Genomic DNA, 22,374 nt, shown 5'->3' with positions numbered 1-22,374 from the left:
TCAGGCAACTTCCTTCAGGACTTTTCCGATCGAGTCGAACATTTCGGCGATTTGCGCCTCTTCGATGATGAGGGGCGGCGAGACGGCCAGCGTGTCGCCGGTGTAGCGGACCATCAGGCCGCTGTCGAAGCACTTCTGGAAGGCTTCGGCGGCGCGCGCGCCCGGGGCGCCGTCGCGCGGCGCCAGCTCGATGCCGGCCACCAGGCCGATATTGCGGATATCGATCACATTGGGCGCGTCCTTGAGCCCGTGCGCGGCGGCCTCGAACGCCGGCGCCAGCTTGCGCGCGCGGGCGAACAGGTCGTCGCGCCGGTACAGGTCCAGCGTGGCCAGGATCGCGGCGGTGGCCAGCGGGTGGGCCGAATACGTATAGCCATGGAAGAATTCGATGCCGCCCTGGGCGCCATTGACGATGGCGTCATGCACGTCGCGCTTGACCGCCACGGCGCCGGCCGGCACGGCCGCATTGCTGATGCCCTTGGCCATGGTGATGAGGTCGGGCGTCACGCCGAAGTATTCGCTGGCCGTGGCGGTGCCGAGCCGGCCATAGCCGGTAATGACTTCGTCGAAGATCAGCAGGATGCCGTATTTCGCGGTGATCTCGCGCAGCCGTTCCAGGTAGCCTTGCGGGGGGACCAGCACGCCGGTGGACCCGGCCATGGGTTCGACGATGACGGCCGCGATGGTGGACGGGTCGTGCAGCGCGACGATGCGCTCGAGGTCGTCGGCCAGGTGGGCGCCCCAGGCCGGCTGGCCTTTCGAGAACGCATTGTGCTCCAGGCTGTGCGTGTGCGGCAGGTGGTCCACCGCGGGCAGCAGGGCGCCGGAGAAGGTCTTGCGGTTGGGCGAGATGCCGCCCACCGAGATGCCGCCGAAGCCCACGCCGTGATAGCCGCGTTCGCGGCCGATCAGGCGGGTGCGCTGTGCCTCGCCGCGGGCGCGATGGTAGGCCAGCGCGATCTTCAGCGCGGTGTCGACCGATTCCGAACCGGAGTTGGTGAAGAACACCCGGTCCATGCCCTGCGGCATCAGGCCGGCCACGGCGGAGGCTGCCTCGAAGGCGAGCGGATGGCCCAGCTGGAACCCCGGGGCGTAGTCCAGCGTGGCTGCCTGCCGCCCGATCGCCTGGGCGATTTCTTCGCGGCAGTGGCCGGCGTTGACGCACCACAGGCCGGACGTGCCGTCGAGGATCTGGCGGCCGTCCGTCGAGGTGTAGTACATGCCCTTGGCGCCGGCCAGCATGCGCGGCTGGGATTTGAATTGCCGGTTGGCGGTGAACGGCATCCACAGATGGGACAGGTCGGGCAGGCCGGTGGGGGCGTTCATGGTGCGGTCTCCAGGAAGAACCTGCGTGGCGGGCCGGCGGCCTGTACGGCGTGCGCGGCGCGTGAATGCAGGATTGCAGCCCATTCTGAGCGCGCTTGCCACGGATGAAAATATACAATCGGCGTAAACGGTGCTAACTGTATAGTTAGATTCGCGAAAACTGTATTGATATCCGTCTCCACCCCGAGCCATGCTTGATTTCCAGCCGGTCCGTTCGCGCAGGCAGGCGCCCTCGCTGGTCGACCAGGTGGTCGACGCCTTCGTGCGCGCCATCGAGTCGCAAGCGCTGCGGCCGGGCATGGCGGTCCCGTCCGTGCGTGAATTCGCGCGCAGCCACGAGATCAGCACCTTCACCGTGGCCGGCGCCTATAGCCGCCTGGTGGCGCAAGGGTGGCTGACGGCCCGGCCGGGTGCCGGGTACCGCGTGGCGGCCCGCGCCCGTCCGGCGCTCGGGCCGGCCCTGGCGCCCTGGCAGCCGCCGCGCCTGAACGCGGGTTGGCTGCTGGCCGACATCTATGCCGATCACTCCATTCCCATCAAGTCGGGCTGCGGCTGGCTGCCCGGCGAATGGCTGAACGAAGAAGGGCTGCACCAGGCGCTGCGCCACCTGGGCCGGGTGCCGGCGCTGCGCATCGCCGGTTATGGGCATCCCTATGGGTATGCGCCCCTGCGCGAAAGCGTGGCGGCCGGCCTGGCCGCCCACGGGCTGGAAGTCGCGCCCGACCAGGTGGTGCTGACCCAGGGCGTGACGCATGGCCTGGACCTGGTGATCCGCACCTTGCTGCGTCCCGGCGACACGGTGGCGGTGGAGCAGCCCTGCTATGCCAACCTGCTGCCGCTGCTGCGCCTGGCCGGCATGCGCGCGGTCACGGTGCCGCGCACCCCGGACGGCCTGGATTGCGATGCGCTGCGGCGCGTGGCGGCCGAGCACCGGCCGCGCGCACTGTTCGTCAATACCGTGCTGCAGAATCCGTCCGGCGCGGTAATGAGCATGGCCAACGCGTTCCGCGTGCTGCAGGCCGCCCAGCAGCACGATTTCTGGGTCATCGAAGACGATATCTCGCGCGAGTTGATGCCCGGCGTCGCGCCGCTGCTGGCGGCCCTGGACGGCGCCCAGCGGGTGGTGTACCTGGGCGGGTATTCGAAAGTGATCAGCCCCTCGGTCCGGGTCGGCTACGTGGTGGCGCATCGCGACCTGATGCGCGATATCGCGCGCACCAAGATGGCGGTGGGGCTGACCTCGCCGGAGATCATGGAACGGGTGGTGCACCAGGTCATACGCGAAGGGCGCTACCGGGCCCACATCGTGCGCACCCGCGAGCGCCTGGCCCAGGCCCATGCCATGGCCGGGCAGCGCATGGACGAACTGGGCATGCAGGTGTGGGCGCGGCCGCAGGCCGGCCTGTTCCTGTGGGCGCGCTTGCCCGGCGCCGATGCGCAGGGTGCCAATGGCCTGGCCGAGCAGGCCTTGAAGGACGGCATCTGGCTGGCGCCGGGTTCGTACTTCGACCCGGGCGAAGCAGATATCCCGTGGATACGCTTCAATGTCGCCTATTCGCAGGCGCCCGAATTGTGGCGATTCCTGGCAGGCGCCGGCGGGCCGGCGCGTCAGGCGGCGCGCTCGTAGACGACGAAGTCGTAGGCGTAGCCGTTTTCCGGCGGCTGGGGCTGGCGGGACGTCTCGCGCCAGGCGAACGACGGCAGCAGGGGAAAGAAGGCGTCGCCCTCGACTTGCGCGTGCACTTCGGTGGCGATGACGCGCTGGGCCAGCGGCAGCGCCTGCGCGTAGATTTGCGCGCCGCCGATCACGTAAGCGTCGTCGACTGCTCCGCAGGCGGCCAGGGCGGCCTGCAGCGTGGGCACGACCTGGGCGCCCGGCGCGCTGTACTGCAGGTTGCGGCTGATCACGATGTTGGCGCGGCCCGGCAGCGGACGGCCCAGCGATTCCCAGGTCTTGCGTCCCATGATGATGGGGCTGCCCAGGGTGGTGCGCTTGAAGTGCGCCAGGTCGCCGGGCAGTTTCCAGGGCAGTGCGTTGTCGCGCCCGATGACGCGGTTGTCGGAATAGGCGACCACGAGGGCCAGGCGAGGCGGCATGGACATGGCGTCTTTCCTACACGGCCATGGGCGCGGTCAACGCCGGATGGTGCTGGTAGTCCTGCAAGGTGAAATCGGACGGCTCGACCTGTTCGAGCCATTCCGGCTGGTAGCGGCCGGTCGCGGCGTAGTCCGGGATGCGGTCCGACAGCGCCAGCCGCGGCGCGGGATAAGGCTCGCGGGTGAGCTGTTCGCGCAGCATCGGCAGGTGGTTTTCGTAGATGTGCGCGTCGCCGATGAAGTACGAGAACCAGCGCGGCGTGTAGCCGGTCAGGCGGCCCACCAGGTGCAGCAGCGCCGCGCCCTCGGTCAGGTTGAACGGCGTGCCCAGCCCCACGTCGTTGGAGCGGATGTACAGGCACAGCGAGATTTCGCGCGTGGTGGCGTTGGGCAGGAACTGGTATAGCAAGTGGCAGGGCGGCAGGGCCATTTCCTCGATTTGCGCCCAGTTCCAGCCATGGAAGAGAATGCGGCGGTCTTGCGGCGTGTGGTGGATGGCGTCCAGGCATTGCCGCAGCTGGTCCACCGCCTTGTAGAGCAGCACGTGCGGCACGCCGCCTTCGTCGAGCTCGGCCACCTGGGCGTAGCCGCGGCCCAGGGCATCCTGGACCTGGGCCGTGTTGGCGCGCGGCACCAGCTTGTAGGCGGGCCAGCGGCGCCACTGCACCCCGTACACCGGCCCGAGATCGTCCGGGCCTTCGCGGTACGGATTGGCCAGCCAGGCGGCGTTCTCGTTGGCGTTCTGGTCCCACACCTTGCAGCCCAGCGCGCGGAAATCGGCCGCGCTGCGCGCGCCGCGCAAGAAGCCCACCAGCTCGCCGACGGCGGACTTGAAGGCCAGTTTCTTGGTGGTGACCGCCGGGAAGCCCTGTTGCAGGTCGAAGCGCAGGGACGCGCCGGGCAGCGACAGCGTGCGTATCCCGGTGCGGTTCTCCTGCCACGAGCCGTGGTCGAGAATGGATTGGATCAGCGAGAGGTATTGTTTCATGTCAGTTCGGGCAGGCCGGCCGGCGGCGCGGCGGCATCAGGCGGGCGTGGCCTGCGTGTCGACGATGTCCACCGAGAAGCTCAGTTCCGCGGTCTTTTCGAGCATGGCCGAGGCCGAGCAGTATTTTTCGTGTGACAGCTGCACGGCGCGCTCGACCGCGGCGCGCGGCAGGTTCTGGCCGGTGACGGTGAAGGCGAAATGGATGCGCGTGAAGACTTTGGGATCGGTTTCGGCGCGGTCGGCCGACAGCTTCACGCTGCAGCCGCTGACCGCGTGGCGGCCGCGCTTGAGGATGAGCACGACGTCGTAGGCGGTGCAACCGCCCGTGCCGGCCAGCAGCAGCTCCATGGGACGCGGCGCCAGGTTGTGGCCGCCGCCGTCCACCGCGCCGTCCATCGTGGCGACGTGGCCGCTGCCGGTGGTGGCCACGAAGAGCATGCCGTCGGGCCCGCCCCAGTTGATCGTGCAGTCCATGAGAGGGTTCCTTGTACGTGAAGCGCGAACAAAAACCGATGATACCCGTTGCGTACAATTCCCGAATGAGTGCCCCGCCTGCCGACAGGGTGGGGCCGTTACAGGAGTCCCGCCATGTCCGTCGCTTCCTCACCCGCCGGCCCGGCGCCGTTTGCACGCCGGCGCGGCCCGCTCGATCCGCTGTTCGCCGAAGTGGACCGCGCGTTGCGCGTGTTGTCGGGCGCGGCCGCGTCGTCGCGGCCTTATCCGGCGCGGGCCGCCGACCCGGCCCAGCCCTTGACCGACCAGCAGAAGCGCCATGCCGCCGGGCTGATGCGCGTCAACCATGTGGGCGAGGTATGCGCCCAGGCCCTGTATCGCGGCCAGGCGGCGGCCTGCCGCGAAGCGCCCACGCGCGACCTGCTGCGCCGCGCCGCAGCCGAAGAGGTGGACCACCTGGCCTGGTGCGCGCAGCGCCTGGAGGAACTGGGCAGCCGTCCGAGCCTGCTCAATCCATTGTGGTATGCCGGCTCGTTCGCGCTGGGGGTGCTGGCCAGCCGCGCCGGCACGCCGCGCAATCTGGGCTTCATGGCGGAGACCGAACGCCAGGTCGAGGCGCACCTGGACGGCCACCTGCGCAGCCTGCCTGATGCAGACGAGCGTTCGCGCCAGATCGTGCGCCAGATGAAAGAGGACGAGGCCCAGCACCGCGCCAGCGCCGAAGATGCCGGCGGCGTGCCGCTGCCGGCCCCGGTGCGCGGCGCGATGCGGGCCATGTCGCGGGTGATGACCTCGACGGCTTATTGGATCTGAACCGCCGCGCCAGCATGGTGCACACGATGGTGCATTGCACCATCGTGGCCCGCGCAAGGCCTGGATCACGTCCACGCAGCCGAGCTAAGTGGTTGAAAAATATAGGGTAAGCCCGCAAGGGTTTACCCTTTCGGAGAAAACCCTCTGCCGCGCGATGGCCAGTATTCGCGCCACTTCCATCGAGGCGTTGCGGCAAAACCGCAACATCCGCCAGTCGCCTGGATCCGCCGCAAAAAAATCTTGCATCGCACAAATGAATGGGCTATGATTCGTTCATGGATGTTGAAACGCAGTCGGCGCGGTGCCTAACCCCGGTTGCGTAGCGGTAGAACCCGGTAGCGATATCGCAGTGTTCACCCCAACATGCCCCGGTTGTCTCCTCCACCCTCCTCCTTTGGTGGATTTAGCCCGAGATCGCAAGATCTCGGGCTTTTTTTTGGGTCGGGCCAATGCGTCCCTTAATTTTTCCGCCAAGGGTCGGCCGTGCCGTTGCGGGGCGTCTATCCCTCCGTGTTTACCCTTAATTTCGGGCCTTGCAACGGGATGGAAAGAATTACAATGGTTTTCGATGGTCCCTCCCGCGTGGGGGGCGCTTGACGGGGCGTTACGTTCTGTGCGGCGGGCTTGCACTTGTTTAGGTCTCACATATATGACCGTTACACGCGCTCTCGATAATGTTGTGCTCTATTTCTTCAATACTCGACCCGACTAAGGTGTTTCCGTGACCTGGCTGTACATCTGCGTGGTGGCGTTCATGGTGGGGGGCCTCATCGTGGCGTCGGAGCGCTGGCATGGCGCCTTCACCGGCGACAGCGATCTGAGCAAGCCGCAGGCGTCGCATTCGCGCGCCACGCCGCGCGTGGGCGGGCTGGCCGTGCTGGCCGGGTCGCTGGCCGGGCTGCTGGTGCTGGGGCCGAGCAACATGACGCTCACCTGGCTGTGGCCCGCGCTGTTCGTCGCCGTGCTGCCGGTGTTCGTGGCCGGGCTGCTCGAAGACATCACCAAGGACATCGGCGCCAGCAAGCGCTTGCTGGCGGCATTCCTGTCGGCCGCCATCGCGTGGTGGCTGCTGGGCGGGGTCAGCCGCGTGGGCATCGCCCCGGTCGATTGGGTGCTGGCGTTCTGGCCGGTTTCCCTGGTGTTCACCATGTTCGCGGTGGGCGGCTGTACCCACGCGTTGAACATCGTCGACGGCATGAACGGGCTGGCCGGCATGGTGGCCACCCTGATGGCGGTGTCGATCGCGCTGGTGGCGCTGCAGGTCGGCGACATGCCCATTTCCATGATCGCCGCGGCGCTGGCCTCGGCGACGCTCGGCTTCCTGGTCTGGAATTTCCCGTTCGGCCGCGTGTTCCTGGGCGATGGCGGCGCCTACTTCCTGGGTTTCATGCTGGCCGAGCTGGCCGTGCTGCTGGTGGTGCGCAACCCGTCGGTCTCGCCGTTCTACGCGCTGGCGGTGCTGTTCTATCCTGTGTTCGAAACCGGTTTCTCCATCTGGCGACGCCGCTTCAAGCGCGGCGTGCCGGTCGACCAGCCCGATGCCCTGCACCTGCACCAGCTGGTGTTCCGCCGGCTGGTGCGCGTGACCTTCAGCAAGAACCGCCGCCACGCGGTGCCGGCGCTGTGCAACGCGCTGGCCTCGCCCTACATGTGGGTGCTGGCGCTGATCGGCCTGGTGCCGGCCACGATCTGGTGGGACAACGCCTGGATCCTCGGCTTGAGCCTGCTGGTGTTCGCGGCGGCCTATATCTGGCTGTACGTGCGGCTGGTGTCGTGGCGCCGGCCGGGCTGGCTGCTGCTGCCGCGTGCGCATTGACGGATGCCGCATGGCCCGTGCCGGCTAATGGCCGTTGTTACAATTTACCGTTCCTATTTGAAATGCCGTGCATTCAACACGGCAAGGGAGAGCTATCTTGCGTATCGATGAGGTGAAACTTGCCGTGGTCGGCCTGGGCTATGTCGGACTGCCCCTGGCCGTTGAATTCGGCAAGAAGCGTCCGGTGATCGGCTTCGACATCAATGCCAAGCGCATCGAGGCCCTCAAGGCGGGCCATGACCATACGCTCGAAGTCGATGACGCCGAACTGGCCGAGGCCCGGCACCTGACCTACACCGCCGAGCGCGCCGACCTGGCCGCGGCCAACGTGTACATCGTCACGGTGCCCACGCCCATCGACGCCTACAAGCAGCCCGACCTGACGCCGCTGGTCAAGGCCAGCGAGACGATCGGGGCGGTGCTCAAGCGCGGCGATATCGTCATCTACGAATCCACGGTCTATCCGGGCGCCACCGAGGAAGACTGCGTGCCGGTGCTCGAGCGCGTCTCGGGCCTGAAGTTCAACCAGGACTTCTATGCGGGCTACAGCCCCGAGCGCATCAACCCGGGCGACAAGGCGCATCGCGTCAACACCATCAAGAAGGTCACCTCCGGCTCGACGCCCGAAGTGGCCGACCTGGTCGACACGCTCTACAACGAGATCATCACGGCCGGCACCCACAAGGCATCCAGCATCCGCGTGGCCGAGGCCGCCAAGGTCATCGAGAACACCCAGCGCGACGTCAACATCGCGTTGATCAACGAGCTGGCCCTGATCTTCAACAAGATGGGCATCGATACCGAAGCGGTGCTGCAAGCGGCGGGCACCAAGTGGAACTTCCTGCCGTTCCGGCCCGGCCTGGTGGGCGGCCATTGCATCGGCGTCGATCCGTACTACCTGACGCACAAGGCGCAGGCCATCGGCTACCACCCCGAGATCATCCTGGCCGGCCGCCGCCTGAACGACTCGATGGGCAGCTACGTGGTGTCGCAGCTGGTCAAATGCATGACCAAGCAGCGCATCCACGTGCAGGGCGCGCGGGTGCTGGTGATGGGCCTGACCTTCAAGGAAAACTGTCCGGACCTGCGCAACACCCGGGTGGTCGACATCGTGAACGAGCTGGGCGAATACAACGTCGACGTGGATGTCTACGATCCGTGGGTCGACCCCCAGGAAGCGGTGCACGAATACGGCATTACGCCGGTGGCCGAGCCGGAGGCGGGCAAGTACGACGCGATCATCCTGGCGGTGTCGCATCGCCAGTTCATCGAGATGGGCGCGGCGGAAATCCGCAAGCTGGGCAAGGCCAAGCACGTGCTGTACGACCTGAAGTACGTGCTGGCCCCCAACGAATCCGATCTGCGCCTGTAAGGAACACGAATGAGCAACCGCTACGAAAACCTCAAAGACGAACTGCGCCGCGCGCCGCGCAAATGGCTGGTGACCGGCTGCGCCGGGTTCATCGGCTCGAACCTGGTGGAAACCCTGCTGAAACTGGACCAGACCGTGGTGGGGCTGGACAACTTCGCCACCGGCCATCGCCACAACCTGGACGAGGTGCGCGATTCGGTCGAACCGGCCCAGTGGGCGCGCTTCACTTTCCTGGAAGGGGACATCCGCGACCTGCCGGCGTGCCGCCAGGCCGTCGAGGGCGTGGACCACGTCCTGCACCAGGCCGCGCTCGGTTCGGTGCCGCGCTCGCTGAACGACCCCATCACCACCAACGACGTCAATATCGGCGGCTTCCTGAACATGCTGGTGGCGGCGCGCGACGCCAACACCAAGACCTTCGTCTACGCGGCATCCAGCTCCACCTATGGCGACCATCCCGGCCTGCCCAAGGTCGAGGACACCATCGGCAAGCCGCTGTCGCCGTATGCCGTGACCAAGTACGTCAACGAGCTCTATGCCGACGTGTTCGCGCGCTCTTATGGTTTTGCCAGCGTGGGGTTGCGGTATTTCAACGTATTCGGCAAGCGCCAGGATCCGGAAGGCGCCTATGCGGCGGTGATCCCCAAGTGGACGGCCGCCATGATCCGCGGCGACGACGTGGTGATCAACGGCGACGGCGAGACCAGCCGCGATTTCTGCTTCGTGGACAATGCCGTGCAGGCCAACCTGCTGGCCGCGCTGGCCCCCGAAGAAGGCATCAACCAGGTCTACAACGTCGCCTATAGCGGCCGCACCACGCTGAACGACTTGTTCCGCTTCCTGGCCCAGGCGCTGGCGGGCGAGGGCGTGCGCTACGACAAGCAGCCGGTCTACGCCGACTTCCGCGCCGGCGACGTGCGCCATTCCCAGGCCGACATCGGCAAGGCGGGCAAGCTGCTGGGCTACCAGCCGGCCTACGACATCCTCAAGGGTCTCGAGGTGGCCATGCCCTGGTACAAGCACTTCCTGCGCTGAACGTTTTTTGAAAACGCTACTACGCAAGTTCAACGCCATCCACCCTGACCACCTGCGCATCTTCAGGGGTGCTTTCCGGGTGGCGGTCTTCCTGGTGCTGGGCAAGGCGGCGGGCGCCGTCAAGGAAATGGCGGTCGCGTACCGCTATGGCGTCAGCGACGCCGTGGACGCCTACCAGTTCACCATGACCATGGCCACCTGGCTGCCGGTCACCATCGTGGGCGTGCTGGGGGTCGTGCTGATCCCGGTGCTGGTGCGCCTGCGCCGCACCGGCGGGGCCGAGCGCGACCTGTTCGTGCGCGAACTGCAGGGCATGGTGCTGGCGGGCGGCCTGCTGCTGGCCGCCCTGACCGCGCTGGCCTGGCCATGGGTGCTGCAATGGCTGGGGAGCGGCCTGTCCGCCCAAGTGGCGGCCATGAGCCGCCAGCTGCTGTACGCCTTCGTGCCGGTCACCGTGCTGGTGCTGATGGCGGGCGTCAGCGGCGCGCGGCTGCGGTCGCATGAACGCCACGTCAACACCCTGCTCGACAGCATGCCGGCGGTCGCCACGCTGGCGTGGGTAATGCTGGCGGCGGTGTCGGCCGACGACGTCGGGCCGCTGCTGTGGGGCACGCTGGTGGGCTACCTGATCCAGGCCGTGTGGCTGGCGTGGCTGGCCGCGCGCGCCGATGGCGGGCTGTGGGGCGCGCCGCGGCTGTCGCTGCGCTCGCCGCACTGGCCCGAGCTGATGAGCGCCGCCGGCATCATGCTGGTGGGGCAGGTCGCCATGAGTTTCGTGGGACCGCTGGACCAATACACCGCCGCCAACCTCGGCGACAACGCCAACGCCACGCTGGGCTATGCCAGCCGCCTGTTGTCGCTGCTGCTGGGCATCGGCGCGGTGTCGGTGGGGCGGGCGGCGCTGCCGGTGCTGGCCGACATACAAAGCCGCGGCGACGCGGCGCGGGCCCGCGCCATGGCGCTGAAGTGGTCGGTGCTGATGGTGGGCGCCGGTATCGCGGCGGTGGCGCTGGCGTGGGCCCTTGCCCCCTGGGGCGTGGCGCTGCTGTTCGAGCGCGGCGCCTTCACCGCCGAGAACACCGCCGCGGTGGCCCGGGTGCTGCGCTGGGGGCTCTTGCAACTGCCGTTCTATTTCGGGGTGCTGATCCTGGTGCAGTTGCTGGCCAGCCAGAATCGCTATCGCGTCATGGCCTTGATCGCGGTGGGCAATTTCCTGTTGAAGATCATCCTGAACGCCATGCTGGCGCCGCGCATGGGCACGGCCGGCATCATGCTGGCCACCAGCCTGATGTACGCCTTGTCGTTCGCTTGCTACGCGCTGGTGGCCGCGCGGCCCCACGAGCCGCCCGCATCCCGGGAGGCAGCCTGATGGCCGGACCCTCCGCACCGCGCGTGCTGATCTTCATCCATTCGCTGCATGGCGGCGGCGCCGAGCGTGTCGCGGCCGACTTGAGCGAGCACTGGGCCGAGGCCGGCCGGCAGGTCATGGTGGTGACGCAGGCCGATGCGCGTGACGACGCCTACACGCTGCATCCGGCGGTGCAACGCGAAATACTGCACACGGCGGGCGAGGGCGGCGGCCTGCGCGGCGCGCTTGCCAACGTGCGGCGCGTGCGCGCGCTGCGCCGCGTGCTGCGGCAGTTCCAGCCCGATATCGTGCTGGGCATGATGACCACCGCCTCGGTGTTGGCGGTGCTGGCCGCCCGCGGCCTGCCGTGCCAGGTCATTGCCACCGAGCATACGCACCCGCCGTCGCAGGCATTGTCGGGCCTCTGGCAGCGCTTGCGGCGCCTGACGTATCCGCGTGCCGCGCGCGTGGTGGCGCTGACGCGCGGCACGGCCGACTGGCTGGCGCGACATGTGCCGGGGTCGCGGCTGGCGGTGATTCCCAATCCGGTGCACTGGCCATTGCCGCGCACCGAGCCGGTGCAGGCGCCGCCGGCCCGCGACGGACGCCGGCGCCTGCTGGCGGTGGGCCGGCTGCATCCCGACAAGGGCTTCGACCTGCTGGTCCAGGCCTATGCGCGCATTGCCGGCGAGCATCCCGACTGGGACCTGGTCATCCTCGGCGAGGGCGCCGAGCGGGCGCGGCTGCAGGCCCAGGTCGCCGAGGCCGGGCTGGACGGCCGCGTCGCGCTGCCGGGACGGGTGGGCAATGTGGGCGACTGGTACGCCAGCGCCGACCTCTACGTCCTGAGCTCGCGTTTCGAGGGATTGTCCAATACATTGCTGGAATCGCTGGCGAGCGGCCTGGCGGCCGTGTGCTTCGATTGCGACACCGGACCGCGCGAAGTAGTGCGCGACGGTGTCGACGGCGTGCTGGTGCGGCCCAACGGCGACGTGGCGGCGCTCGCCGCGGCGCTGTCGGCGCTGATGGGCGACGAGGCCGCGCGCCAGGCCATGGCGCGGCGCGCCGTCGAGGCGCGCGAGCGGTTTTCGGCCGGGCGCGTGCTGGGTTTGTGGCAGCAACTTTTCGACGACGTGCGCGGACCGGGGCGTTAGCCCCGGCAGCCTGTCGTCCTGACCATCGCGGAAATCACCATCATGTGTGGAATCGCTGGAATCTGGGGGCCTTTGCAGGGCAAGGCCGACGTGCTGGCCGATAGCTGCCGGCGCATCCGTCATCGCGGGCCCGACAGCCATGGCTTGTGGGAAGATCCCGGCGCCGACCTGGCGCTGGCCCATGTGCGGCTGGCCATCCTGGACCTGACCGAGGCGGGACACCAGCCGATGGTCTCGGCCAGCGGCCGCCATGTGCTGGTGCTCAACGGCGAGATCTACAACCACCTGGAATTGCGCGCCCGCCTGGAGCAGGCCGGCCTGGCACCGGACTGGCGCGGCCATTCGGACACCGAGACCATCCTGGCCTGCTTCGCCGGGCTGGGCGTGGAGGCGACCCTGCAGGCCGCGGTGGGGATGTACGCCATCGCCCTGTGGGACCGCGAGCGGCGCACGCTGACCCTGGCGCGCGACCGGATGGGCGAAAAACCCCTGTACTACGGCTACACGGGGGCGAACTTCGTGTTCGCGTCGGAGCTCAAGGGGCTGATGCCCATTCCGGGGTTCGGGCGCGAGCTGGACCGCGCCGCCCTGGCGTCGCTGATGCGCCATAACTACATTCCGGCGCCGCAATCGATCTACCAGGGAATCTACAAGCTGCCGCCGGGCACCTGGCTCGAGCTCGTCGAGGCCGAGCTGCGCGGCGCGCGCATGCCGGCGCCGCGCACGTACTGGTCGGCGCTGGACATGGCCGACCAGGGGCTGGCCGCGCCGCTGTCGTTCGGCTCCGACGGGCAGGCCGCCGAGGCCCTGGAGGCCGTGCTCTCGCAGGCCGTGGGCGGCCAGATGATTTCCGACGTGAGCCTGGGCGCATTCCTGTCGGGCGGCATCGACTCCTCGACCATCGTGGCGCTGATGCAGAAGCAGAGCGCCCAGCCGGTGCGCACTTTCGCCATCGGCTTTCACGAAAAGGGCTACAACGAAGCCGAGCACGCCAAGGCCGTGGCGCGGCACCTGGGCACCGAGCACACGGAACTGTACGTGACCGCCGACGATGCGCTGGCGGTGGTGCCCACGCTGGCCGACATGTACGACGAACCGTTCGCCGATTCGTCGCAGATCCCCACTTCGCTGGTGACGCGCATGGCGCGCCAGCACGTGACAGTGGCCTTGTCGGGCGACGGCGGCGACGAGCTGTTCGGCGGCTATTCGCGCTATTTCCGCGTGCGCGACTGGTGGCGCCAGTGCGAACGGGTGCCGGGACCGCTGCGCCACGCCATGGGCGCGCTGATGGGGGCTTCCACCGCGCTGCCCGGGCGCGGCGCCTGGCGCGGCAAGGTAGGCAAGCTGGGCGAGCTGCTGCGCGCCGACACGCGGGGCGATTTCTATCGCCTGTTCGTGTCCTACTGGGCCGACCCGGGCCGGGTGGTCAAGGGCGGCGTCGAGCCGCCTTCGCTGTTCGAGCAGCCGATGGACGGCAGCGCGTTCGACGTGATGATGAAGCTGGACACGGTCACCTACCTGCCCGACGACATCCTGGTCAAGGTCGACCGGGCCGCCATGGCGGTCAGCCTCGAGACGCGCGTGCCGCTGCTCGACCATCGCGTCTACGAATTCGCCTGGCGCCTGCCGTTCGAATACAAGGTGCGCGGCAATACCGGCAAATGGCTGCTGCGCCAGGTGCTGTACCGCCACGTGCCGCAGGCGCTGGTCGATCGCCCCAAGCGCGGCTTCGCCGTGCCGCTGGCCAGCTGGCTGCGCGGCCCGCTGCGCGACTGGGCCGAGGCGCTGCTGGATCCGGCCCGCCTGCGCCAGGAAGGCTGGTTCGAGCCCGAGCCGATCCTGCACAAGTGGCGCGAGCATGTTTCCGGGCATCGCAACTGGGACAGCCGCTTGTGGGGCGTGCTGATGATGCAGGCCTGGCTGGACCGCTATCACGCCGGCATGGCCGGCGAACAGGATTCCAATACATGAAAATACTGCTGCTGGTCAGTTCCATGCACGCGGGCGGCGCCGAACGGGTGGCCGCGACGTTGGTCAATGCCTGGACCGATCGCGGCGATGCCGTGACCCTGGTGCCCACCTATTCCGCCAAGGGCACTTGTTTTTATCCGTTGTCCGACGCGGTGGACCTGGTGTGGCTGGCCGATCGCGTCGGCACGCGCGACGGCGGGGCGCTGGCCGCCTGGCGCCGGTTGCGGGCGCTGCGCGCGCTGATCCGCGAGAAGGCGCCGGACGTGGTCATTTCGTTCCTGACCAACGTCAACGTGGCCGCCATCCTGGCCACGCGCGGACTCGACGTGCCGCTGATCGTCTGCGAACGCACCAACCCGGTCGTGGAGCAGTCCACCGGGCGCGTGTGGCGGGCGCTGCGGCGCCTGTTCTACCCGCGCGCCGACATGGTCACCGTGCAGGCCGAGGATACGGTCGAGCCGTTCGCCTGCCAGGTGCCTGGCATCAAGCAATTGAAGGTCATTCCCAACCCCCTGCCGCCCGAGTTGCTGGAGGCGCCGCGAGTCGACCCGGCCGCGGCCGCGCCGCGCAAGCGCCTGCTGGCGATGGGCCGGCTGGCGCCGGCCAAGCGGTTCGACCTGCTGATCGATGTGTATGCCACGCTGGCGGCGGATTTCCCCGACTGGGACCTGTGGATCTGGGGCGAAGGCCCCGACCGCGATGCGCTGCAGGCGCGCCTCGCCCAGGCCGGCCTGGACGGCCGCGTGCAGCTGCCGGGCCGCACCACCGAGCCGTGGGAAGAGCTGGCCAAAGGGCAGGCCTTCGTGCTGAGTTCGGCGGTGGAGGGCTTTCCCAATGTGCTGCTGGAGGCCATGGCGCTGGGCCTGCCCAGCGTGGCCTTCGATTGCCCGAGCGGCCCGCGCGAGATGACGCGCGACGGCCAGGATGCCCTGCTGGTGCCGGCCGGCGACCGCGCGCAACTGGCCGAGGCCCTGCGGCGCGTGATGAGCGACCCGGCGGCGCGGCGCGAGCTGGGCGCGCGGGCGGCCGAGTCGGTGCGACGCCGCTATGCGCTGCCCGCCGTGCTGGCTGAATGGGACGCCCTGTTCGACGCGGTGCGGAGCAAGCAATGAGCGGCCCCGCCATCCTGCGGGTCATCCATGTCATTACCGGCCTGGGGCAGGGCGGCGCCGAATCGGTGCTGTTCCGGCTGGCCACCTACCCGGACCAGCGGGTGCGCCACAGCGTGGTGTCGCTGACCGACGAGGGCGTGTACGGCGCGCGCCTGCGCACTGCCGGCGTGCCCGTGCATGCGCTCGGCATGCCGCGCGGCCGGCTGACCCTGGATGGCTTCCTGGCGCTGCGCCGGCTGCTGGCCGGCGAGCGGCCCGATGCCGTGCAGACCTGGATGTACCACGCCGACCTGATCGGCGGCCTGGCCGCGCGGCTGGCCGGCATACGCGCGGTGGCCTGGGGCATACGCAATTCCGGCGCGCACCTGCAGCGCAGCAGCCGCTCGGCCCGGCTGGTGCTGAAGCTGTGCGCGCTGCTGTCGGGGCGCGTGCCCGCCACCATCGTCTGCGCGGCGCGCGATGCGGCCGTGCGGCACGAACAGTATGGCTACCGCGCCGACCGGCTGGAAGTGATCGCCAACGGCTACGACCTGTCGCGCTACCAGCCCGACGAGCCGGCGCGCGAACGGATGCGCCAATTGTGGCAGGTGGCGCCGCAGACACCCCTGATCGGCTGCGTGGCCCGCTGGGACCCGCTCAAGGACCATGCCAACCTGCTGGCCGCGGTGGCCGCGCTGGTGCGCGACGGACGCGACCGCGGCCTGCAGTGCGTGCTGGTGGGACGCGGCATGTCGCCCGGCAATGCCGAACTGGCGGCCCTGATCGACCACCACCAACTGCGCGGCCGGATCCTCTTGACCGGTCCGAGCGACGACGTGCCGGCCGTGATGAATGCGCTCGACCTGCATGTGCTGTCCAGCTGCGCGGAAGGGTTTCCGAACGTGGTGGCCGAGGCGATGGCCTGCGGCACCCCCTGCGTCGTGACCGACGTGGGCGACGCCGCCCATATCGTCGGCGCTACCGCGCCCGTGGTGCCGCCCGAACAGCCCGAGGCGCTGGCGGGCGGCGTGGCAGCGGCGCTGGACGATATCGCCGTGCGCGGCCGCGCCGCCGTCGGTGCGGCCGGCCGCGAGCGGGTGCTGGCCGAATTCGACCTGGCGCACATGGTGGCCGCCTACGAGGCCGCCTGGCGCCGCATAGCCGGAGCCCGCCCATGACCGCATCCCCGCGCCTGCTGTTCGTGGTGAACAACCCGGCGTTCTTCCTGTCGCACCGGCTGCCGCTCGCGCTGGCCGCGCGGCGCGCCGGCTACGAGGTGCACGTGGCCACCATGCCGGGCGACAGTGTCGCGCAGATCGAGGCTCATGGCCTGACTCACCATGCGGTGCCGATGACCCGTAGCGGCCAGCAGCCGCTGCAGGAACTGGCCACTCTCTGGGCGCTTTGGCGCCTGTTCCGCCGCCTGCGGCCCGACCTGGTCCACCTGGTGACCATCAAGCCGGTGCTGTACGGCGGCATTGCCGCCCGGCTGGCCGGCGTGCCGGCCATGGTCTCGGCGATCTCCGGACTGGGTTTCGTCTTCGTGGCGCGTGGCGCCAAGGCGGCCGCGGTGCGTGCCATCGTGACAGTCCTGTACCGCCTGGCGCTCGGGCACCGCAACAGTCGCGTGGTGTTCCAGAACGCCAACGACCGCGACCTGCTGCGTGGCGTGGGCGCGGTGCGCGCGGACCAGGTGGTGATGATCCGCGGCTCGGGCGTGGACTTGTCGGCGTACGCGGCGGTGGCCGAGCCGCCGCCGCCGGTGGCGGCGCTGATGGTGGCCCGCCTGCTGCGCGACAAGGGCGTGCTGGAATTCGTCGAGGCGGCACGCTTGCTGCGCAGCCGCGGCGTGCCGGTGCGCATGGTGCTGGCGGGCGGGGTCGATCCGGGCAATCCGGCCTCGGTCACGCAAGCCGATGTCGACGCCTGGCAGCGCGAGGGCAGCATTGAAGCCCTGGGCGAGCGCAGTGATGTGGCCGAGCTGTATGCGGGCTCGCACATCGCGGTGCTGCCGTCGTATCGCGAAGGCCTGCCGCGCTCGCTGATCGAGGCGGCGGCTTGCGGACGCGCCGTCGTGACCACCGACGTGCCGGGTTGCCGCGACGCGATCGAACCGGATCAAACCGGCTTGCTGGTGCCGCCGCGCGACGCCATGGCGCTGGCCGCCGCGATCGGACGGCTGGCGACCGACGATGGACTGCGGCAGCGGCTGGGAGCCGCCGGCCGCGAGCTGGCCGAACGGGAGTTCGATATCGAGGACGTCTGCCGCAAACACCTGGACATCTACCGGGCGCTCGGGCAGTAGCGCCGCGGCGCGGCGACGTTCAGCCGCGCCGCGACAGGATGTCGATCCAGTGGCGCGTGGACGGGTCCTGGTCGGAGGATTCGGTGGACGGGGCGTCCAGTTCGCGGATGATGTTCTTGGCGAGCAGCTTGCCGAATTCCACGCCCCATTGGTCGAACGGGTTGATGCCCCACAGCGCGCCTTGCGCGAACACTTTATGTTCGTACAGCGCCAGCAGGGCGCCCAGGGAATAGGCATCCAGGCGCGGCAACACGATGAGATTGGACGGGCGGCCGCCCGGATGCACGCGGTGGCGGGCCAGCAATTCGGCGCGCTGCGCGTCGGGTTCGTGCTGGCGCGTCTCGTGCAGGGCTTCTTCGTAGGACTTGCCGCGCAGCAGCGCCGAGCGCTGCGCCAGGCAGTTGGCGATCAGCAGCTTGTGGTGGCGCGCATAGGGATGGTCCGGCTGTTCGCAGACGATGAAGTCCACCGGCGCGCCGGTGGTGTCCTGGTGCAGCCACTGGAAGAACGTGTGCTGGCAATCGGTGCCGGGCATGCCCCATACCACCGGGCCGGTGGGCACCCCCACGGGAGTGCCGTCGCGCGTGGCGACCTTGCCCAGCGATTCCATGTCGAGCTGCTGCGCCCAGGGCACCAGGTGCAGCAGGCGCGAGTCGTAGGGGGTGATCGCCAGCGTGGCGTAGCCCAGCACGCTGCGGTTGGCGATGCCCGCCAGCGCCATCTGCAGCGGCGCGTTGCGCAGCGGCGGCGCCTGCAGGAAGTGCTGGTCCATTGCCGCGGCGCCGGCCAACAGTTGGTCGAGCGCCTCGCAGCCCAGCGCCAGCGCGACCGGCAGGCCGATCGCCGACCAGAGCGAGTAGCGCCCGCCGACCCAGTCCCAGAAGCGGAAGATCCGCTCGGGCGAGATGCCGAAATCGAGCGCCGCGTCGACATTGGCGGTGATCGCCACCACGTGCTTGATGGGATCGGCCACGCCGGCGTCGCGCAGCCAGTTCATGGCCACTTCGGCGTTGGCCAGCGGCTCGGTGGTGGTGAACGACTTGGACGCGACGATCACCAGCGTGTCGTGGGGATCGAGCTGGCCGATGGCGTCGGCCACCGCGTGCGAATCGACATTGGAAGCGAACTGGATGTTGCGGCGCAGACCGCAGTGGCGCAGCGCGCGGGTGACCATGCGCGGCCCCCAGTCGCTGCCGCCGATGCCCAGGTGGAGAATGCCGCCATAGGCGTCGGCGCCGTCCAGTTCGCGCACGAAGCGCCGCACCCGCTCGCGCTCGGACAGCACGGCCTGGGCCACCGCCGGCGGCGGGTTGTCGGCCCGCAGCGCGGTGTGCCAGGCGGGCCGGCGTTCGGTCCAGTTGGCTTGCCCGCCGTCGTACAGGTGGGCGCGCGCGGCGTCGAAGTTCTGCTGCACGAGCAGGGCCTGGGCGGCCTGGTCGAGCTGCTCGGACTGGGCCTGCGCGGTCAGGTCGATGCGCAGGCCGGCGGCTTCGATGATGCGCAACTGGTCGCCCCGGCGGGAGGCATTCTGGGCCGCCTGGGCAAAGGCCAGCCATGCGGGGCTGAACGGCAGGGAAGTGGGCATGGGCGGGGCGGCTCGTTCTAGAAGGGCAGGGCGGCGTCGGGCGCGAGCCGCTGCAGCTGCCGGCGGAAGTCGTCCTGGATGCGCGCCAGCGCCTCGGGGGTGTCGGCCTCGAAACGCAGCACCACCACCGGCGTGGTATTGGACGCGCGCGCCAGGCCGAAGCCGTCGGGGTATTCGGCGCGCACCCCGTCGATGGTGATGACTTGCAGGGCGCCGTGGAACTTGCCCTGTTCGCGCAGGGCCTGCACCAGGGCGAACGGTTCGCCCTCGGCCATTTCGAGCTTCAGTTCGGGGGTCGACAGGGCTTGAGGCAGCGCCTCGAGCGGTTCGGAAGGGTTGGCGTGGCGCGACACGATCTCGAGCAGGCGCGCGCCGGTGTACAGGCCGTCGTCGAAGCCGTACCAGCGTTCCTTGAAGAAGATGTGCCCGCTCATCTCGCCGGCCAGCGGCGCGCCGGTCTCGGCCAGCTTGGCCTTCACCAGCGAATGGCCGGTCTGCCACATCAGCGGCTGGCCGCCGGCCTGCTCGACCGCCAGGCCGACGTGGCGGCTGCACTTGACGTCGTAGATGATGGTGGCGCCCGGGCAGCGCTGCAGCACGTCGCGCGCGAACAGGATGAGCTGGCGGTCGGGCCAGATGATCTGGCCCGACTTGGTGACCACCCCCAGGCGGTCGCCGTCGCCGTCGAAGGCCAGGCCGATTTCGCAGTCGGTGCGGGCCAGGCAGTCGACCAGGTCCTGCAGGTTGCGCGGGTCGGCCGGATCGGGGTGGTGGTTGGGGAAGGTGCCGTCGACCTCGCAGTACAGTTCGGTGACTTCGCAGCCCAGCGCGCGGAACAGCCGCGGCGCCACCGCGCCGGCCACGCCGTTGCCGCAGTCGATGGCGACCTTGAGCGGGCGCGCCAGCTTGACGTCGCCGACGATGCGGTCGATGTATTCGTCCACCAGGTCGAGCGCGCGCCGCGTGCCGCGCGCCGCGGCCGCCGGGGCGCCGCCTTGCGCGGCCGCGGCGTTCATGGCGTCGCGCAGGGCCAGCACGGCCGGCCCGTAGAGGGCCTTGCCGGCCATCATCATCTTGAAGCCGTTGTACTGGGGCGGGTTGTGGCTGCCGGTGATGGCCACGCCCGACCCGGTGCCCTGCGTATGGGCCGCGTAGTACACCAGCGGCGTGGGCACCTGGCCGATGTCGATGGTGTCGACGCCGCCGTCCTGGATGCCGTCCTGCAGGGCCTGCGCCAGCCCGGGGCTGCTGAGCCGGCCGTCGCGGCCGACCACCAGCGCGCCGACGCCCTGCGCGCGCGCCTGGTCGGCCAGGATGCGGCCGAGCGCGCGGGCGAAGCCGGCATCGAGGGTGTCGGGGACGGTGCCGCGGATATCGTAGGCCTTGAAGACGGAATCTGGATAGCGGGGGGCGTCGTTCAAATGGGTTCCTTTGCGTAAGCCGGGTTGCCAGGCCGGGCCGCCTGCGGCGGCCGCTTTGGGTGAATTATCCCCGATTCGCCGGCCGGACGGGGGGCGACCACGCCCGGCGGGCTCGTCCTACAATAACCCTCGTTCCTTCTCCTGTCGCCCGGCGTGGCCGGGCGCCCCGACCGCCGATCCCGCCCATGTCCCTACTGAATGAACTGCAGTCACTCCTGGGCCCCGCCCATGTCCTGACCGGCGCCGACGCCGAACCCTACCTGCAGGATTGGCGGCGCCGCTACCGCGGCACGGCGCAGGCCGTCATCCGGCCGGGCAGCGCCACCGAGGTCGCGCAGGCGGTGCGCCTGTGCGCGCAGCATGGCGCGCCGGTGGTGCCGCAGGGCGGCAATACCGGGCTGTGCGGCGGCGCCACGCCGGACGACTCCGGCCAGGCGGTGCTGCTGTCGACGGCGCGCTTGAACCGCATCCGCAACATCGATACCGACAACGACACGATCACGGTCGAGGCCGGCTGCATCCTGCAGGCGGTGCAGCAGGCCGCCGCCGATGCCGGCCGGCTGTTCCCGCTGAGCCTGGCCGCCGAGGGCAGCTGCACCATAGGCGGCAACCTGGCCACCAATGCCGGCGGCACCCAGGTGCTGCGCTACGGCAATGCGCGCGAGCTGGCGCTGGGCCTGGAAGTGGTCACCGCCGAAGGGGAGCTCTGGGACGGCCTGCGCGGCCTGCGCAAGGACAATACTGGTTACGATTTGCGCGACTTGTACATCGGCAGCGAGGGCACGCTGGGCATCATCACCGCCGCCACGCTCAAGCTGTTCCCGCGCCCGGTGGCGTCCTGCACGGCGCTCCTGGCGCTGGGGTCGATCGATGACGCGGTCGAGCTGCTGTCGCGCGCGCGCCGGCTTCGGCGCCGCGCTCACCGGCTTCGAGCTGATGGCCGGCGACTGCCTGCAACTGGTGGTGCGCCTGTTCCCGCAGCAGCGCCTGCCGTTCGAGGGCGGGTCGGCCGCGGCGCCCTGGTTCGCGCTGCTGGAGCTGTCCGACAGCGAGAGCGAGGCACATGCGCGCGAGCGCTTCGAGACGGTGCTGGGCGCCGCCATCGAGGCCGGGCTGGTGCAGGACGCCGCCATCGCGGCCAACGTGGCGCAGAGCCGCGCGCTCTGGCACTTGCGCGAAAGCATTCCGCTGGCCGAGGCCGAGCAGGGCAAGGGCATCAAGCACGATGTCTCGATTCCCATCTCGTCCATCGCCGGTTTCGTGCACAAGACCAACGCGCTGCTGCAGCAGCGGTTCCCCAATGTGCGCAACGTGGTGTTCGGCCACCTGGGCGACGGCAACCTGCATTACAACGTGGCGCGCGCGCCCGGCCAGACCGAGGCGGACCTGCTGGCCCTGCAGCAGGACATCTACGACGTGGTGCATCGCAGCGTGCAGGCGCACGCCGGCTCGATCAGCGCCGAGCACGGGGTGGGCCAGCTCAAGCGCGACGAGCTGCCGCACTATAAGGGCGCCGTCGAACTGGCGCTGATGAAGCGCATCAAGCAGGCCCTTGACCCGCGCGGCCTGATGAACCCGGGCAAGGTGCTGCAGGCCTGA

17 protein-coding genes and 1 pseudogene are annotated in these 22,374 nt (G+C 69.4%); 12 read left to right on the top strand and 6 right to left on the bottom strand.

Annotation, left to right across the window (positions count from 1 at the left end; all coding sequences use genetic code 11):
* The gene (gene aptA, locus ACKTT0_RS04085) at positions 1-1,326 is read right to left on the bottom strand and encodes an omega-aminotransferase AptA (RefSeq protein WP_407848340.1); all 1,326 of its coding nucleotides are present in this window, start codon (positions 1,324-1,326) and stop codon (positions 1-3) included.
* A gap of 190 nt (positions 1,327-1,516) precedes the next feature.
* Here aptA and ACKTT0_RS04080 point away from each other — a divergent pair, with 190 nt between their 5' ends.
* Positions 1,517-2,953, top strand: coding sequence for an aminotransferase-like domain-containing protein (locus tag ACKTT0_RS04080; protein ID WP_407848338.1), 1,437 nt, complete (start codon positions 1,517-1,519; stop codon positions 2,951-2,953).
* Here the strand turns inward: ACKTT0_RS04080 and ACKTT0_RS04075 are convergent.
* From ACKTT0_RS04075 to ACKTT0_RS04065, 3 genes are read right to left on the bottom strand one after another with little or no spacing between them, the layout of a single operon-like run.
* The gene (locus ACKTT0_RS04075; protein ID WP_407848337.1) at positions 2,935-3,429 is read right to left on the bottom strand and encodes a dihydrofolate reductase; all 495 of its coding nucleotides are present in this window, start codon (positions 3,427-3,429) and stop codon (positions 2,935-2,937) included. The two genes, ACKTT0_RS04080 and ACKTT0_RS04075, sit on opposite strands and share 19 nt — an antisense overlap.
* Before the next feature lie 10 nt (positions 3,430-3,439).
* Positions 3,440-4,411: a thymidylate synthase gene (locus ACKTT0_RS04070; protein WP_407848336.1), complete on the bottom strand. Its 972-nt coding sequence runs from the start codon at positions 4,409-4,411 to the stop codon at positions 3,440-3,442.
* 36 nt (positions 4,412-4,447) lie between these two features.
* Complete coding sequence (locus tag ACKTT0_RS04065; protein ID WP_407848335.1) at positions 4,448-4,885, bottom strand: OsmC family protein; 438 nt, start codon at positions 4,883-4,885, stop codon at positions 4,448-4,450.
* 114 nt (positions 4,886-4,999) lie between these two features.
* On the opposite strand from ACKTT0_RS04065, the gene coq7 reads away from it, so the two are divergent.
* The 10 genes from coq7 (at position 5,000) to ACKTT0_RS04015 (ending at position 17,769) form a co-directional block, all read left to right on the top strand.
* The gene (gene coq7, locus ACKTT0_RS04060; RefSeq protein WP_407848333.1) at positions 5,000-5,677 is read left to right on the top strand and encodes a 2-polyprenyl-3-methyl-6-methoxy-1,4-benzoquinone monooxygenase; all 678 of its coding nucleotides are present in this window, start codon (positions 5,000-5,002) and stop codon (positions 5,675-5,677) included.
* A 721-nt stretch (positions 5,678-6,398) separates the two neighbouring features.
* Positions 6,399-7,493, top strand: coding sequence for an MraY family glycosyltransferase (locus ACKTT0_RS04055; RefSeq protein ID WP_407848332.1), 1,095 nt, complete (start codon positions 6,399-6,401; stop codon positions 7,491-7,493).
* Positions 7,494-7,590: 97 nt separating this feature from the next.
* Entirely contained in the window at positions 7,591-8,865 is a 1,275-nt protein-coding gene (gene tviB, locus ACKTT0_RS04050; RefSeq protein ID WP_407848330.1) for a Vi polysaccharide biosynthesis UDP-N-acetylglucosamine C-6 dehydrogenase TviB, read from the top strand.
* Positions 8,866-8,874: 9 nt separating this feature from the next.
* The gene (locus tag ACKTT0_RS04045) at positions 8,875-9,900 is read left to right on the top strand and encodes an SDR family oxidoreductase (protein ID WP_407848328.1); all 1,026 of its coding nucleotides are present in this window, start codon (positions 8,875-8,877) and stop codon (positions 9,898-9,900) included.
* A gap of 7 nt (positions 9,901-9,907) precedes the next feature.
* Positions 9,908-11,269, top strand: coding sequence for a murein biosynthesis integral membrane protein MurJ (gene murJ, locus ACKTT0_RS04040; protein ID WP_407848327.1), 1,362 nt, complete (start codon positions 9,908-9,910; stop codon positions 11,267-11,269).
* Positions 11,269-12,402, top strand: a complete 1,134-nt coding sequence (locus ACKTT0_RS04035; RefSeq protein WP_407848325.1) for a glycosyltransferase family 4 protein — start codon at positions 11,269-11,271, stop codon at positions 12,400-12,402. Before murJ ends, ACKTT0_RS04035 begins: the two co-directional genes overlap by 1 nt.
* Before the next feature lie 42 nt (positions 12,403-12,444).
* The gene (gene asnB, locus ACKTT0_RS04030) at positions 12,445-14,373 is read left to right on the top strand and encodes an asparagine synthase (glutamine-hydrolyzing) (protein ID WP_407848324.1); all 1,929 of its coding nucleotides are present in this window, start codon (positions 12,445-12,447) and stop codon (positions 14,371-14,373) included.
* Positions 14,370-15,485 (top strand): glycosyltransferase family 4 protein, encoded by a 1,116-nt coding sequence (locus tag ACKTT0_RS04025; protein ID WP_407848323.1) that lies wholly within the window; start codon positions 14,370-14,372, stop codon positions 15,483-15,485. The genes asnB and ACKTT0_RS04025 overlap by 4 nt, the downstream gene beginning before the upstream one ends.
* Entirely contained in the window at positions 15,482-16,642 is a 1,161-nt protein-coding gene (locus ACKTT0_RS04020) for a glycosyltransferase (protein WP_407848321.1), read from the top strand. The genes ACKTT0_RS04025 and ACKTT0_RS04020 overlap by 4 nt, the downstream gene beginning before the upstream one ends.
* Complete coding sequence (locus ACKTT0_RS04015) at positions 16,639-17,769, top strand: glycosyltransferase family 4 protein (protein WP_407848319.1); 1,131 nt, start codon at positions 16,639-16,641, stop codon at positions 17,767-17,769. The genes ACKTT0_RS04020 and ACKTT0_RS04015 overlap by 4 nt, the downstream gene beginning before the upstream one ends.
* Positions 17,770-17,788: 19 nt before the next feature.
* Here the strand turns inward: ACKTT0_RS04015 and pgi are convergent, their stop codons facing one another.
* Positions 17,789-19,354: a glucose-6-phosphate isomerase gene (pgi, locus tag ACKTT0_RS04010; protein WP_407848317.1), complete on the bottom strand. Its 1,566-nt coding sequence runs from the start codon at positions 19,352-19,354 to the stop codon at positions 17,789-17,791.
* Between the two features lie 17 nt (positions 19,355-19,371).
* A complete protein-coding gene (locus ACKTT0_RS04005; RefSeq protein WP_407848315.1) occupies positions 19,372-20,775 on the bottom strand; it encodes a phosphomannomutase/phosphoglucomutase in 1,404 nt (467 codons plus the stop codon).
* A 185-nt stretch (positions 20,776-20,960) separates the two neighbouring features.
* Between ACKTT0_RS04005 and ACKTT0_RS04000 the strand changes: the two are divergent.
* Positions 20,961-22,374, top strand: a pseudogene (locus ACKTT0_RS04000) (FAD-binding oxidoreductase).

Origin of the sequence: Bordetella saccharivorans (genome assembly GCF_045862855.1) — a bacterium.
GTDB lineage: Bacteria > Pseudomonadota > Gammaproteobacteria > Burkholderiales > Burkholderiaceae_B > Bordetella_A > Bordetella_A petrii_F.
The sequence above is the reverse complement of the archived record's forward strand: the minus strand, read 5'-3'. Positions and strand labels throughout refer to the sequence as shown.